Origin of the sequence: Pseudomonas sp. AOB-7 (assembly GCF_003696305.1) — a bacterium.
In the GTDB taxonomy this organism is placed as follows: domain Bacteria; phylum Pseudomonadota; class Gammaproteobacteria; order Pseudomonadales; family Pseudomonadaceae; genus Aquipseudomonas.
This window is the reverse complement of the sequence record NZ_RFFK01000002.1, coordinates 346,961-360,529: the sequence shown is the minus strand read 5'-3', so window position 1 is coordinate 360,529 and position 13,569 is coordinate 346,961. Positions and strand designations below refer to the sequence as shown.

Here is a 13,569-nt window from a genome sequence, read left to right as displayed (position 1 = left end):
AAGACATGCTCACAGGAGCCATGCCATGAACAATGACAATAGTGCGGTATACCACCTCATGCCTGACGCCAGTTCGCCTGCAAGCGCCGACACCCAGGGGCGCAAGCTCAACAAGACCGAGCGCAAGGCGATAGTCGCGGCGACGCTCGGCACTATCGTCGAGTACACCGACTGGGTGATCTACGCGACCTTCTCCTCGATCCTGGCCAAGCAGTTTTTCCCCGCGGGCAATAGCCTCACGGCGCTGTTGTCGGTGCTTGCCGTATTCGCCGTAGGTTTTCTCATGCGCCCAATCGGCGGTGCGGTGCTCGGCGTGTTTGCCGACCGCTACGGGCGCAAGAAGGGCCTGACGCTATCGATCCTGCTGATGTCGGTGGCCTCGCTGGTAATTGGCATCTGTCCCAACTACGAGAGCATCGGCATTGCCGCACCGATCATCCTGGTGCTGGCTCGCCTGACTCAGGGCTTTTCGGCCGGTGGTGAGTTCGGCTCGGCCTCGGCCTTTCTGATCGAATCGGCGCCGTCCAATCGCCGTGCCTTCGCCGGTTCCTGGCAATGGTTCGCGATCAACGCCGGCACCCTGGTGTCCTTTCTGCTCGGTTTCGTGCTCGCCTCGGTGGGTAGCGACACCGCCCTGGAGGACTGGGGCTGGCGGGTGGCCTTCATCATCGCCGCGGCGATGGGCATGCTGACCCTGTGGATTCGCTTGTCGGTGCGTGAAACCGAGGTGTTCAACTCGCGCGTGGCGCAGAAGGCTGAGGATAAGCGGCCGATTCGTGAAATTTTCACCAAGCATCGCAAGGATGTGGCGCGGGTAATCGGCGTGGCCATGGCCGGCAACCTGCTCAACTATGTGTGGATGGTCAGTTATCCGTCGCAGGTGCATCTGGTGACTGGCATGTCGATTCGCGAGACGCTGCTGGCCGGGGCCATCGCGGTGGGCGTGTCGTTGCTGTTGATGCCCCTGGCCGGCATGCTGGCCGACCGTGTCGGCCGGCGCCCGGTGCTGATCGCCTTCGCCGCCTGCGCCGCGCTGTGGGCCTGGCCGAGCTTCGCGCTGCTGCATGAGGGCATCAGCCTGGTGGAGGTGGCGCTGCTGCAGACCGTGTCGATGATTATCCTCACCGGTTTCGGTGCAGCCTCGGCGGTGACCATGGCCGAGCAGTTTCCGGCCGAGGTGCGTGTTACCGGCATCGCGCTGCCTTATGCGCTTTCGGTGACCCTGTTCGGCGGCACCTCGCCGTACATCATGACCGCCATGGCAGGCTGGGGGTACGGCCACCTGTTCTGGATCTACCTGGTGGCCGTGAGCCTGGTCAGCTTGCTGGTATACGTCCGCATGCCGGAGATGAAAGGTCAGCCACTGCGTTGAAGCTTCGGAGCGCCAAGGCCGCCTCTCGGGGCGGCCCTGGCGAAATCTCGCCAGGGCCAGCGAGCAGCGTCAGGGAGCACACCTTGTAGCCCAACTGATCAATGAGCCAATTCGTAAGTAGCGCTTCAAAACCTCTGCAGCCTTGCACGTCTTGTCCAATCCTCGGCTGCCATCGACCATGCGCCGACCCCGAGGCGCTAGCCGCGGGAAGCAACGAGTAACCCCAACCGCCAAAACTCGCCTCAGGAGGTAACCCGTGATGGATGCCTACGCCAGCCCCATAGCCTACCGCCAGGTGCTCGGTTTCGTGGCCGGCTTGTGGCTGCGTCGTCGTGGATACTTCTTCCTCGGGTTGACCCTGACGCTGGCGGCGACCGGATTCGACCTGCTGCTGCCCTGGGCGTCGGCACGACTGATCGAAAGCGTCGCCGAGAGCGCCGATCAGGCGGTCGTGTGGCAGAGCTGGGCGTTGCTGCTGGCGGCGTTCGCCGGTTTCGCCATCAGTCGCAACCTGGCCCATCGCCTGTGGATTCCGCTGGCCGCGCGCAACATGCAGGCGGTTCTGTTGCAGGGCTTTGAACACGTGCTCGCCGCGCCTGCCGACTGGCACGCGAACCAGGCTACCGGCGAAACCGTGCGGCGCCTGCGCCGGGCGATGGAGGGGTATGACGCAGTCACCGACGCCGCCACCATCCACCTTGGCCCGGCACTGGTTGTGCTACTCGGGTTGATCCTGATGATCGGCTGGCGCGAGCCGTTGGCTGGGGTGCTCGCGTTGCTGGTGGCGCTTGCCTTCATCGCCAGCAACCTGCTGGTGGGTATGCACTGGATTCGCCCGGCCAGCCTGCAGGCCAATGCCAGCGATAGTCAGCTCAGCGGCATCGTGGCCGACGTGCTGGCGGCATCGGTGACGATCAAGGGTTTTACCGCCGAAGGGCGTGAGCAGGGTCATATGGCACAAGTCGCCCATGTCTGGGGGGCTTCCTCAGCCATGGCCTGGCGCCGCTTCGTCGACCTCGGACTGGTCCAGAACCTGTTGCTACTGCTGCTGCTCACCGGTTTGAGCGGCGTGGCGCTGTACACCTGGATGCGTGGGAACACCGGCGCCGGCGACGTAGCCTTCGCCGTGACCTCCTTCCTCCTCATGGCGGGTTATCTGCGTGGCTTCGGCGAAAACCTGCGGGTGGCGCAGAAGGGCCTGGAGGATGCGGCCGATGCGCTGATGCTGACGGCGTTGCCGCGCGAGGAAACAGTTGAGCAGGTGGTCGAGGACAGGCCCTGGCGTGGCGAGGTGGTATTCGAAGGGGTGAGCTTCGCCTACCCGTCCACCACCGTGCCTGTTCTCGATGGTCTGGACCTGCGCGTCAGGCCTGGGGAAACGCTCGCCATCGCAGGTCCCAGTGGCTCCGGCAAGTCCACCCTATCCCGGCTGTTGCAGCGGTTCTACAGCCCGGATAGGGGGCGCATTCTGCTGGACGGACGGGATATCGCAACATTGCCCCTGGCTGCGCTGCGCCAGCATGTTGCAGTGGTGACTCAGGAGCCGATGCTGCTGAATCGCTCGATCCGCGAAAACATCCTGTACTCGCGGCCGGGCGCCAGCCAGGAAGAGATGATCGCCGCCGCCAAGGCAGCCTGTGCGCACGATTTCATCATGCAGTTGCCGCATGGCTACGACACCCAGGTCGGTGCCTATGGTGCGCGCCTGTCCGGTGGCCAGCGCCAGCGCCTGGCCCTGGCGCGCGCGCTGCTGGTGGATGCGCCGCTGCTGGTGCTGGACGAGGCGACCTCGGCGCTCGATCCGCAGACCGAGGCCCAGGTGCTGGCGAATCTCGCCACCTTGCGCCCGCAGCAGACCCGTATCGTCATCGCCCATCGTCCTGCGGTGATACTGGCGGCGGATCGGGTGGTGCGGATGGCGGCGGGCAAGGTCAGCGAGAGCACCGCCATCTGAGCGGCGCCACCTCAGAGAACCAGAGGGACTTCGGCGACCTGTGCCAGGCTTTCGCGCTCGTTGCGCAGAAAATCGATCAAGGCGCGCAGTTTGGCGGGGACTCGGCGTCGATCCGGATAGTAAAGGTGCAGGGCAGGGCAGGTCGGGCTCCAATCCTCCAGCAGGCGCACCAGTTGCCCCTGCTCAATGAAGGGTTCGATATAGCCATTGATCATGTAGGCGATGCCGAGTCCGTCCAATGCCGCTCGTACCAGAATCTCCGAGTCATTGAGGATCAACCGGCCCTTGGGCGGTAGGCCATACTTTTCATCGCCACGGGAAAAGCTCCAGCGCTCGATTTGCCCGCTGGTGGTATGGCGATAGCCGATGCAGTTGTGCGCCAGCAATTGCTGTGGATGAGTCGGCACCCCGTGCTGTGCCAGATAGCTCGGCGACGCGATGATCTGAGCCTGCAGCGGCGGCCCGACCGCGATTGCCACCATATCCTTCTCGACTGCCTCGCCAAAGCGGATACCGGCATCGAAACCCTGACTGACGATATCAACCAGCAGGTTTTCCACGCGTATCTCCAGGTTGATCTCCGGATAGGCAGCCATGAAGCGACATAGCACTGGCTGCAGAACGATCAGATGCGCGGCTCGCGGGACGTTGATTCGCAACAGGCCTGAAGGATGATCGGCTTCGCGCCCCAGTTCGCGGGACGCCGAGGTCAGTAGCTCAAGGGCTGGCTGCACCCGCTCCAGGTAGCGTTCCCCGATCTCGGTGAGGCTGACACTGCGGGTGGTGCGGTTGAATAGCACCAGGCCTAGGCGTTGCTCGAGGTTACGGATGCTCTGGCTAACCGCCGAAGGCGACACCCCCAGCCTCACCGCGGCGGCGGAGAAGCCCTTCTCCTCGGCAACGGCAATGAAAGTCAGCAGTCCGTCTAAATGGTCTTGACGCATAGACCGCTCCGGCATCGGTGGGGGCCGAATGTACGACATTGCCAGCGCGCCGATTATGCAGATGGGCTTCAAGGGGCATGCAGCGGGGCCCCGGTTGAATTACACCTACCATACTAGTAGATGTAACGGATAAAGGTATTTGCCAGGCGGCAATGCTCAACGCTCAGGGCGGGCGTTTCGGGCGAACTCAATGAAGGCCTTGAGCGCCGCGGGGACGTGGCGGCGGCTTGGATAGTACAGGTGCAACCCTGGGTAATAGGGGCACCAGTCTTCCAGTACCTGAACCAAGCTGCCATTGGCCAAGTGCTCGCTGACCATGTCCTCGAACACGTAGGCCAGGCCAACGCCCTGCAATGCAGGCCCGACCATCAGGGCGACGTCGCCCAGTATGAGAGGGCCTTCTACATCGATTTCCAGTTCGATACCGCCTCGGGCGAACTCCCAGCGATAGAAGGCGCCGCTCGGAAAGCGATGGCGGATGCAGGGCAGGCCGTGCAGATCCTGCGGCTGTTGTGGCGCCTGATGACGCTGGAAGAACTCCGGCGACGCCACCACCACCGAGCGCATGTAGGGCCCGATGGACAGGGACACCATGTCCGCCTCCAGGCGTTCGCCAAAGCGCACGCCCGCGTCGAAGCCGGCAGACACGACGTCCACCAGGGCATCGTCGGTCACGATGTCCAGGCGCACGTCCGGGTAGGCCTCGAGAAAGCGGCTGGCCAGTGGCAGCAGAACCAGTTGTGCGGCGGGGCGGCCGGCGGTGATGCGGAGGTTACCCGACGGTTTGTCGCGAAAGCTGTTGAGGTCTTCGAGGGCGTCGTCGATATCGCGAAAAGCTGGTTTGACCCGGTTATAGAGGCGCTCGCCAGCTTCGGTCAGTGCCACGCTGCGGGTGGTGCGATTGAACAGGCGGACCCCCAGACGGGTTTCCAGGGCCCGCAACGCATGACTCAGTGCCGACGCAGAGAGCCCGAGCTCTACCGCCGCGCGGCTGAAGCTGAGGTGCTGGGCGATGCTCAGGAAGATCGACAGATCTGCGGCGGATACCGGCTTCATATGTGAATCCTGCTCACAAAGTTATGTGAATTTCTTGGGATTATCACATCAGTAGTTGGATTTTAGAGTGGCGTCAACTCATCGAGAAGGCCCGGCAATGGTGCAGGGTCACTGACAGGAGGAGTTGATATGCGTACTTGGTTCATTACTGGAGCTTCCCGTGGTTTTGGCACGCTGATCGCAGAACATGCTCTGCGTGCCGGTGATGCCGTGATTGCCACCGCTCGCAAGCCTGAAGATGTCGTGGCCCGCCTCGGCAGCCATCCCAACCTGCTGGCCGTGCGTCTGGACGTGACCAGCGAGGCCGAGGCCCATCAGGCCGTCGCCGAAGGCGTCAAGCACTTCGGTCGTATCGATGTGCTCGTCAACAACGCCGGCTTCGGCGTACTTGGTGCGGTAGAGGAAACCAGCGCCAACGAAACCGAGCGCCTGTTCGCCACCAACGTGTTCGGTGTGCTCAACGTGATCCGCGCGGTGCTGCCGCACATGCGTCGCCAGCGCTCCGGCCACATCATCAACATTTCCTCCATCGGCGGGTACCAGGCCTACATGGGGTGGGGGGTCTACGGCTCCACCAAGTTCGCGGTGGAAGGCATCACCGAGGCACTGCATCAGGAAGTCGCGCCGCTGGGCATCCACGCCACTGTGGTCGAACCCGGCTTCTTCCGTACCGACTTCCTCGACGAGCAGTCGCTGGTGAAGACCGCGCTGGAACTGCCGGATTACGACGAAACCGTGGGCGCCATGCGCCGCTTCGCCAAAGATGCCAATCATGCGCAGCCGGGCAATCCGGTGAAGTTCGCCGAGGCCATTCTGGCTCTGGTCAATGCGCCGAAACCACCGCAGCGCCTGCCCTTGGGCAGCGACACCGTGGCGCGCATTGAGGAAAAGAACCACTTCGTCGCCAGCGAGCTGGCCGAGTGGAGAGACCTGGCCCTGTCCACCGACTTCCAGGCCTGAAGCAATCGTCCAACCTTGTAGAGGAAAGACTCATGAAAGCCATCCTGTTCTCTGTACTCGGCGTGCTGATGACCACTCAGGCCATGGCCACCGATCAGCCGACCGCGCAGTCGTCCGACGCAGTCATCGATTACCACTACGGCATGCACCTGGATATCGCTCGGGTGGTGTCGCATAGCGAAATCCCGAATGTGTGTCATGCGGTGCCTGTGGAAATGACCTACGAGGATTCCAATGGTCAGCAGCACAGGATTCGCTATCAAGTAATGGGCAACGGCTGCCTGGGCGGCTAAGCCTCCCTCCTGCAACAGTCTCAGAAACCGGGCTTGCCCCGGTTTCTGTTTTTTCGCTCATGGAATTGATCCGCGCTCAGGTTGAACACGCCGTCGATATGCCCTTCGCGAAACTCGGAGTCGCTACGAACGTCCAGCAGGGTTACGCCTTCGACAATCTGTGCTCGCGCTTGCCGCGGGCTGATCTGCAGTCGTCGACGGCGTAGCCTGCGCCGCGCGGCGCAGGAAGTCTTCGCCATGTTCGGCCATGGGGGACCTCTCAATAGGGTTTGTCGCCCAGGATGGTCGCGCGATGCATCACCCTGCGTTGTGGGCGGTAGTCGTCGACGGCGTAGTGCTGGGTGATGCGGTTGTCCCAGAAGGCCACGTCGTTTTCCTGCCAGCGCCAGCGGATAGTGAATTCCGGACGGGTGGCGTGGGCGAAGAGAAAGCGCAGCAGGGCATCGCTTTCGGCGGCTTCCAGTTCGTTGATGCGGTTGGTGAAGCCGTCGTTGACGAACAGGCCCTTGCGTCCGGTAACCGGGTGGGTGCGCACCACCGGGTGCACCACGGGCGGGTGGGTGCGCTGCACCTCGTGGTAATGCGCCAGGGCCTCGGGGGTGTTGCCGAAGCGCTCCAGGGGGAAGGAGCGGGTGAAGTCGTGGGTGGCGGTGAGGCCGTCGAGCAACTGCTTTAGCGGCTCTGACAGGGCGTCATAGGCCGCGCTGCTGCTCGCCCACAGGGTGTCGTCGCCATAGGCCGGCAGGTGCTTGGCGGCGAGTATCGCGCCGAGGGCCGGGGTTTGCAGAAAGCTGACGTCGGTGTGCCAGATGGCGTTGTCACGCACGTCGGTCACGGCGGTGTCGAGCACGAGGATTTCGGGCTGCTCGGGCACGTTGGGGTAGAGCGGGTGGATGTGCAGGTCGCCGAACTGGGCGGCGAGGGCGGCCTGCTGTTGCGGCTCGATGGGCTGCTCGCGGAAGAACAGCACCTGGTATTGCAGCAGGGCGTCTTCGACTTACTGGCGCAGGCTGGTGGTGAGGGGCTGACGCAGGTCGATGCCGCTGACCTGGGCGCCGAGTGCCGGGCTGAGTGAGGTGATGTGCAGGGTCATGTCGGGTTCTCGCTCAATGTGCCTGAGAAAGCTCGCCGCTCAAGCGCCTTCTCACAGGTGTGCGCGGTCGAGCAGGAGAGGGCGCCGTGCGTACCGGCAGATCGCAAAGCGATGATGGGTGAGGTACCGGTGGTGACTACAGCGAACGATCTAGCAGGAACTTGCTGAGGAACTGGCGCGTACGTTCGTGCTGGGGCGCGGTGAACAGGGTCTTGGCCGGGCCCTGTTCGACGATCCGGCCCTGGTCGATGAAGATCGCCCGGTCCGCCACGTCACGGGCGAAGGCCATTTCGTGGGTGACGATGACCATGGTGCGTTTTTCCTCGGCGAGGTCGCGGATGGTGGTCAGTACTTCGCCCACCAGTTCCGGGTCGAGGGCCGAGGTGGGCTCGTCGAATAGAATCACCTGCGGGCGCATGGCCAGGGCGCGAGCGATGGCCACGCGCTGTTGCTGGCCGCCAGAGAGGCGCTTGGGGTAGGCGTCTTCCTTGCCGCTCAGACCCACCTTGGCGAGCAGAGCCCGAGCATGGGACAGTGCCTCTTCGCGCGACTCCTTCTTCACCTGCACCGGGCCTTCGATGACGTTTTCCAGCGCGGTGCGGTGGGGGAACAGGTTGAAGCTCTGGAACACGAAGCCGGCCTGCTGGCGCAACTGGCGGATCAGCTTCTGTTGGCTCTTTAGCGGCTTATCCGCATCGATATGGATGTCGCCAATGGTGATCTGGCCGCCGCTGGGCTGCTCCAAGAGGTTGAGGCAGCGCAGCAGGGTGGTCTTGCCCGAGCCGCTGGGGCCGATGATGGCGACCACCTCGCCAGCTGCCACATCCAAGTCGATGCCCTTGAGTACTTCGTTGCTACCGAAGGCTTTTCGCAGATTGCGCACGGAAATCATCAGCTGTCCTGCTCGTGCCGGTTGACCCTGGCCTCCAGACGCGCCTGGAAGTGCGCGAGGATGCTCGCCAGCACCCAATAGATGAGCGCGGCTGCCAAGTACATGGTGAAAATCTCGAAGGTGCGTGCGGTGATCAGCTGCGCCTGGCGGAACAGCTCCGGCACCTGGATGGTGGCGGCCAGGGCGGTGTCCTTGACCAGCGAAATGAAGCTATTGCCTAAAGGCGGCAAAGCCGTGCGCGCCGCCTGCGGCAGAATCGCCCGGTACAGCGTCTGCGCCTTGCTCATGCCGATGCTGGCGGCCGCTTCCCACTGCCCCCGATCAATGGAGGCGATGGCGGCGCGGAGAATTTCCGAGGTGTAGGCAGCCATGTTCAGCGAGAAGCCGATCAGCGCAGCCGGCAGGGGATCGAGCTGGATGCCCAACTGCGGCAGGCCGTAGTAGATCAAAAACAGTTGCACCAGCAGGGGCGTGCCGCGGAAGAAGGACACGTACAGCCGCGAGAACCAGCGCAAGGGGGCTACGGCATACAGGCGCAGCAGGGCCAGGACGAAGCCCAGCAGCAGGCCGAAGAACATGCCGCCCAGGCTGAGTACGACGGTGTAGTAGGCGCCCTTGAGCAGAAAGGGCGCGGACTCCAGAGCCAGCTGCAGGGCGGACTCGATCATCGGGTCACGTCAGCCTTGAACCATTTCTCGGAAAGTTGCTTGAGGGTGCCGTCGGCACTCAGCTTGGCCAGCGCCTGGTCGATGGCAGCGAGCAGGGCGGGGTTGCCCTTGCGCAGGGCGATACCGGCCTCCTGGCGGGAGAAGGCGTCGCCGGCCACGGCCAGACGGCCACCGGTTTTCTCCACCATCTCGAAGGCGGCAAGGCGATCGACCAGGATTACGTCGATGCGCCCGACGTTGAGATCCTGGAACTTGGTCGGATCGTCATCGTAGGTGCGGATGTCGGCCTGCGGCACGTTGTCCTTGAGCCACTGTTCATAGTTGGTGCCGAGGCCTACGCCGACTTTCTTGCCGGCCAGATCCTGGGCGTTTTTGATGCTGTCGCCATCGGCTTTGCGGGTCAGCGCCTGGATACCTGAGACGGTGTAGGGCGTGGAGAAATCGTACTTCTTCTTGCGCTCGTCGGAGATGGTCACCTGGTTGATCACCACGTCCAGGCGCTTGGATTCCAGTGCGGCGAGGATGCCGTCCCATTTGGTCGGCTGGAACTCGGCCTTGACGCCCAGCTCCTTGGCCAGCGCTTCGGCCAGCTCCACTTCGAAGCCAGTCAGCTTGCCGTTCTCGTCCTGGTAGTTGAAGGGCGGGTAGGTGCCCTCCAAGCCGACCTTGATGGCGCCACGGGCCTTGATTTCATCGAGTAGGTCGGCGGCGAAACTCGGGGCGCTGATGCTGGCACCCAACACGAGGGCCAGGCTGCCGAAGAGGAAATGGCGACGCAGGGTGGAAAGTTTCATGGTGACCTCATGCATATGGAAAGGTGGCGCCACTCTAGGGGGAAATCCTTATGCACATAAATAATTAAAAATTATTTATGTATTCATTTTTGTTTGTATGCGAAGAGAGCTGGCGAGCCGCCTGTGTGCAGGAACAGCAACGGCCCAACGCCAGGCAAAGCGCCTCGCTTGAGCCCGTCGAGCAAACCAGCGAAGGCTTTGCCAGTGTAGACAGGGTCGAGCAATATCGCTTCCAGGCCCGCCAGCAAGCGGATCGCCGCCAGGCCGCCGGCATTCGCTTCGCCGTAGCGCGGGGCGAAGTAGTTGTCCCACAGCTCCAGTTTCAGCCCTTCTGGCACATCTACGGCCAGCAGCTCAGCCGTACGTTGCAGCAGGTTTTCCACCTTGGGGCGTTGGGCTGCTTCGCTGCGCGAGACGGTGACGCCGATCACGCGCGTGCCCGGGCGCGCACTTTCCAGCGCCAGGGCCAGCCCGGCATGGGTGCCGGCACTGCCGGACGCCAGCACCACAGCAGCAAAATCCTGGCCACTGGCGGCGATCTGCTCGGCCAGTTCCAACCCGCCGCGCACGTAACCGAGCGCGCCCAGGGCATTGGAGCCGCCGATGGGTACCAGGTATGGAAGGCGCCCGGCTGCGCTGAGGCGCTGGCAGGCGCCCTCCAGCAGCTGGTCGGCGTTGTCCAGGCTGGCGACGTTCTCCACCTCGGCGCCGAAGAGATCCAGTAGCAGGCGATTGCCGTTGCCCAGGTAGTCATCGCTCTGGCTGTCGATGGGGTTTTCCAGCAGGGCTAGGCAGCCCAGGCCTAATTGTGCAGAGACGGCGGCGGTTTGCCGTACATGGTTGGACTGGATGGCACCGGCAGTTACGAGCACATCGGCACCCTTGGCCTGCGCATCGGCGGCGAGATACTCCAGCTTGCGCGCCTTGTTGCCGCCGAGCGCCAGCGGGGTAAGGTCATCGCGCTTGATCCAGATATCTCGACCCAGGTGTTGCGACAGGCGTGGCAGGCGTTGCAGGGGGGTGGCCTGGGGAACGAGTTCCAGACGGGGAAAACGGGCGAGGGCGGCAGTGAGCATGGGAGCCTCCAGCAGATTGAAGGCTGTCTACTCTAGGTGGGTGATGGCGATGCTCACAAGCAAAAGTGAGTGGTTGTTTTTGGTATAAGAAAATAATTAACAATTATTTTATGGAATAAAAATTTCTTCGTACTGTCGCGCTCAGCCCGTCACATCCGCCGGGCGCATGCCAATCGCGCCGGACTGCCGATCCAGCCGGTGCCACAGACCGAGAACAAGGAACTATGAAGAAGACCCTGCTGTTGACTGCTCTGGCTGCTGCCCTTACCGCCTCTCTGGCTCACGCTGGCGAAAAGCTGAGCGTGGCTGCCACCCCGGTGCCGCACGCCGAAATCCTCGAACTGATTAAGCCCGAGCTGGCCAAGCAAGGCGTGGATCTCGATATCAAGGTCTTCACCGACTACGTTCAACCCAACCTGCAAGTCAGTCAGAAGAACCTGGATGCCAACTACTTCCAGACCAAACCCTACCTGGACACCTTCAATGCGCAGCGCGGTACCGAGTTGGTGATCGTGCAGGGCGTGCACGTCGAGCCCTTCGGCGCCTATTCGACCAAGTACAAGTCCCTCGACGAACTGCCGAACGGTGCCACCATCGCCATTCCCAACGAAGTCAGCACTAGCGGTCGTGCGTTGCTCCTGCTGCAGAAGGCTGGCCTGTTGACCCTCAAGGATCCCAACAGCGCTAAGGCGTTGCCGCGCGATATCGCCGATAACCCGCGCAACTTCAAGTTCCGCGAACTGGAAGCCGCTACCGTGCCGCGTGTGCTGAATCAGGTCGACCTGGCGCTGATCAACACCAACTACGCGCTGGAGGCCAAGCTCAATCCCAAGCGCGACGCGCTAGTGATCGAGGGCAGCGACTCGCCTTACGTCAATTATCTGGTCACTCGCCCGGACAACCAGGACAGCGAAGCGATCAAGAAACTGTCCGCCGCCCTGACCAGCCCCGAAGTTAAGGCCTTTATCGAGAAGCGTTATGAAGGCGCGGTACTGCCGGCCTTCTGACCGAACCCGCACGGCGGCTCTTTTTGTGGCTCGCCGTCCCTGGCAGCCACCCTGCGGGCTCTCGCTGCACGACGTCAAAAACTTCTCCCGGAAGTTTTTTGTGTCCCAGCTGCCCACCGTTGAACACGGTAGTGAACCTGTGCAAACGGGTTCGCGTTTACGCCGAGCCGGCCTTGCCGACTCGGCGTCCTTTTTTGTGGCCCACTGTCCATAGTGACCACACTGCCGGCCAATATCGGCAAAGCACCTGATGGAGATTGATATGAGCGAACGACTGCCTGGGGTGTCCACCCGCGCGGTACACAGTGGCGTTGCGGTCGATCAGCGTATGGTCACCCGTGCCAAGACCCTGCCGATCTACGAGACATCGGTGTTCGTCTATGACTCGCTGGAGCAGGTCGACGACTTTCTGGCCGGAAACCCCGACAACTACATGTACACGCGCCTTGGCAACCCCAACACCAGGGCGCTGGAAGAGCTGATTCGCGACTTGGAAGGCGGCGAGGCGGCGCTGTTCTCGGCCTCCGGCATGGCCTCGATCAGCGCCGCGCTACTGGGCCGACTCAGTGCCGGTGATCACCTGATCGCCAGTCGCGAACTGTATGGCACTACCCAGAGCCTGATCGAGCGCGAACTCAGCCGTTTCGGCATCAGCGCCACGCTGGTGGACATCAACGACCTGGCCGCGGTGGAGGCGGAGATCACGCCCAGCACCAAGCTGATCTACACCGAAACCGCGTCCAACCCGTTGGTACGCGTTAGCGACATCCCGGCGCTCGCTCGTCTGACCAAGGCCCATGGGCTCAAGCTGCTGGTCGACAACACCTTCCTGTCACCGGCGCTGTACCGACCGCTGGCCGATGGCGCCGACCTGGTGCTGCACAGCACCACCAAGTACCTCAACGGCCATAGTGACGCCACCGGCGGCATCCTGGTCGGCGACGGCGAGTGGGTGGCGCAGGCGCGGCGCTTCCAGATCAATGCCGGCGGCAGCGCCAGCCCCTTCGAGGCCTGGCTGACTTTCCGCGGTGCCAAGACCCTGGCTCTGCGCATGCGCGCCCATTCCAGCAATGCTCTGGCCCTGGCCGAAGCGCTGCAGGGCCACCCGCGGGTGGCAAAGGTGTATTACCCCGGCCTGGCGTCGCACCCGGATCATGCGCTGGCGCAGAAACTCTTTCGCAAGGGCCATTCCGGGATGCTCAGCTTTACCCTCAAGGGCGGCCTGGAGGAGGTGGACCGGCTGATCCACGAGCTACAGTACACCGCCTTCGCTCCATCGTTGGCAGGCGTGGCCAGCAGCATCACCCACCCCGGCAAGACCTCTCACCGCGCGTTGTCGGCCGAGGTGCTGAGCAGCCTCGACATCCACGACGGCACCATCCGTGTGTCGGTCGGCATCGAGGATGCCGAGGATATCATCGGCGACTTCATCCAGGCGCTGGATCGCCTCTGAGCAGTGC

At 63.0% G+C, this 13,569-nt stretch carries 13 protein-coding genes and 1 pseudogene; 6 read left to right on the top strand and 8 right to left on the bottom strand.

The window, feature by feature from the left end; all coding sequences use genetic code 11:
* The first annotated feature begins 25 nt into the window (after positions 1 to 25).
* Entirely contained in the window at positions 26 to 1,372 is a 1,347-nt protein-coding gene (locus EA796_RS06030) for an MFS transporter (protein ID WP_122107926.1), read from the top strand.
* Between the two features lie 259 nt (positions 1,373 to 1,631).
* On the top strand, positions 1,632 to 3,326 hold the full coding sequence (locus tag EA796_RS06025) for an ABC transporter ATP-binding protein (RefSeq protein WP_122107925.1): 1,695 nt from the start codon (positions 1,632 to 1,634) through the stop codon (positions 3,324 to 3,326).
* 11 nt (positions 3,327 to 3,337) lie between these two features.
* Here the strand turns inward: EA796_RS06025 and EA796_RS06020 are convergent, their stop codons facing one another.
* Together EA796_RS06020 and EA796_RS06015 are read right to left on the bottom strand one after the other, a co-directional pair.
* Entirely contained in the window at positions 3,338 to 4,270 is a 933-nt protein-coding gene (locus EA796_RS06020; RefSeq protein WP_122107924.1) for a LysR family transcriptional regulator, read from the bottom strand.
* A gap of 156 nt (positions 4,271 to 4,426) precedes the next feature.
* Positions 4,427 to 5,326 (bottom strand): LysR family transcriptional regulator, encoded by a 900-nt coding sequence (locus EA796_RS06015; protein ID WP_122107923.1) that lies wholly within the window; start codon positions 5,324 to 5,326, stop codon positions 4,427 to 4,429.
* A 129-nt stretch (positions 5,327 to 5,455) separates the two neighbouring features.
* Between EA796_RS06015 and EA796_RS06010 the strand changes: the two genes are divergently transcribed.
* Positions 5,456 to 6,286 (top strand): oxidoreductase, encoded by an 831-nt coding sequence (locus tag EA796_RS06010; protein ID WP_031304182.1) that lies wholly within the window; start codon positions 5,456 to 5,458, stop codon positions 6,284 to 6,286.
* A gap of 32 nt (positions 6,287 to 6,318) precedes the next feature.
* On the top strand, positions 6,319 to 6,579 hold the full coding sequence (locus EA796_RS06005) for a DUF2790 domain-containing protein (RefSeq protein ID WP_021446271.1): 261 nt from the start codon (positions 6,319 to 6,321) through the stop codon (positions 6,577 to 6,579).
* Positions 6,580 to 6,599: 20 nt separating this feature from the next.
* On the opposite strand, the gene EA796_RS06000 is transcribed toward EA796_RS06005, so the two are convergent.
* From EA796_RS06000 to EA796_RS05975, 6 genes and pseudogenes are all read right to left on the bottom strand, one after another.
* On the bottom strand, positions 6,600 to 6,818 hold the full coding sequence (locus tag EA796_RS06000) for a rhodanese-like domain-containing protein (protein WP_122107922.1): 219 nt from the start codon (positions 6,816 to 6,818) through the stop codon (positions 6,600 to 6,602).
* A 20-nt stretch (positions 6,819 to 6,838) separates the two neighbouring features.
* A pseudogene (gene tauD, locus EA796_RS05995) lies at positions 6,839 to 7,672 on the bottom strand (taurine dioxygenase).
* Positions 7,673 to 7,808: 136 nt separating this feature from the next.
* A complete protein-coding gene (gene tcyN / locus EA796_RS05990) occupies positions 7,809 to 8,564 on the bottom strand; it encodes an L-cystine ABC transporter ATP-binding protein TcyN (protein WP_122107921.1) in 756 nt (251 codons plus the stop codon).
* On the bottom strand, positions 8,564 to 9,232 hold the full coding sequence (gene tcyL, locus EA796_RS05985; protein WP_021446268.1) for a cystine ABC transporter permease: 669 nt from the start codon (positions 9,230 to 9,232) through the stop codon (positions 8,564 to 8,566). The genes tcyN and tcyL overlap by 1 nt, the downstream gene beginning before the upstream one ends.
* On the bottom strand, positions 9,229 to 10,026 hold the full coding sequence (gene tcyJ / locus EA796_RS05980) for a cystine ABC transporter substrate-binding protein (protein ID WP_122108012.1): 798 nt from the start codon (positions 10,024 to 10,026) through the stop codon (positions 9,229 to 9,231). The genes tcyL and tcyJ overlap by 4 nt, the downstream gene beginning before the upstream one ends.
* An 83-nt stretch (positions 10,027 to 10,109) precedes the next feature.
* Complete coding sequence (locus EA796_RS05975) at positions 10,110 to 11,102, bottom strand: D-cysteine desulfhydrase (RefSeq protein ID WP_122107920.1); 993 nt, start codon at positions 11,100 to 11,102, stop codon at positions 10,110 to 10,112.
* Between the two features lie 224 nt (positions 11,103 to 11,326).
* Here EA796_RS05975 and EA796_RS05970 point away from each other — a divergent pair, with 224 nt between their 5' ends.
* Positions 11,327 to 12,109, top strand: coding sequence for a MetQ/NlpA family ABC transporter substrate-binding protein (locus EA796_RS05970; RefSeq protein WP_122107919.1), 783 nt, complete (start codon positions 11,327 to 11,329; stop codon positions 12,107 to 12,109).
* A gap of 262 nt (positions 12,110 to 12,371) precedes the next feature.
* Positions 12,372 to 13,562: a PLP-dependent aspartate aminotransferase family protein gene (locus EA796_RS05965; protein ID WP_122107918.1), complete on the top strand. Its 1,191-nt coding sequence runs from the start codon at positions 12,372 to 12,374 to the stop codon at positions 13,560 to 13,562.
* The last annotated feature ends 7 nt before the right edge of the window (positions 13,563 to 13,569 follow it).

What these genes read in the sequence shown, in the direction of transcription:
- tcyJ (WP_122108012.1), bottom strand. Translation starts at nt 10,026, where the DNA reads ATGAAACTTTCCACCCTGCGTCGCCATTTCCTCTTCGGCAGCCTGGCC.
- EA796_RS05970 (WP_122107919.1), top strand. Translation starts at nt 11,327, where the DNA reads ATGAAGAAGACCCTGCTGTTGACTGCTCTGGCTGCTGCCCTTACCGCC.
- EA796_RS06005 (WP_021446271.1), top strand. Translation starts at nt 6,319, where the DNA reads ATGAAAGCCATCCTGTTCTCTGTACTCGGCGTGCTGATGACCACTCAG.
- EA796_RS06010 (WP_031304182.1), top strand. Translation starts at nt 5,456, where the DNA reads ATGCGTACTTGGTTCATTACTGGAGCTTCCCGTGGTTTTGGCACGCTG.
- EA796_RS05965 (WP_122107918.1), top strand. Translation starts at nt 12,372, where the DNA reads ATGAGCGAACGACTGCCTGGGGTGTCCACCCGCGCGGTACACAGTGGC.
- EA796_RS06015 (WP_122107923.1), bottom strand. Translation starts at nt 5,326, where the DNA reads ATGAAGCCGGTATCCGCCGCAGATCTGTCGATCTTCCTGAGCATCGCC.
- EA796_RS06000 (WP_122107922.1), bottom strand. Translation starts at nt 6,818, where the DNA reads ATGGCGAAGACTTCCTGCGCCGCGCGGCGCAGGCTACGCCGTCGACGA.
- EA796_RS06030 (WP_122107926.1), top strand. Translation starts at nt 26, where the DNA reads ATGAACAATGACAATAGTGCGGTATACCACCTCATGCCTGACGCCAGT.
- tcyN (WP_122107921.1), bottom strand. Translation starts at nt 8,564, where the DNA reads ATGATTTCCGTGCGCAATCTGCGAAAAGCCTTCGGTAGCAACGAAGTA.
- EA796_RS05975 (WP_122107920.1), bottom strand. Translation starts at nt 11,102, where the DNA reads ATGCTCACTGCCGCCCTCGCCCGTTTTCCCCGTCTGGAACTCGTTCCC.
- EA796_RS06020 (WP_122107924.1), bottom strand. Translation starts at nt 4,270, where the DNA reads ATGCGTCAAGACCATTTAGACGGACTGCTGACTTTCATTGCCGTTGCC.
- EA796_RS06025 (WP_122107925.1), top strand. Translation starts at nt 1,632, where the DNA reads ATGGATGCCTACGCCAGCCCCATAGCCTACCGCCAGGTGCTCGGTTTC.
- tcyL (WP_021446268.1), bottom strand. Translation starts at nt 9,232, where the DNA reads ATGATCGAGTCCGCCCTGCAGCTGGCTCTGGAGTCCGCGCCCTTTCTG.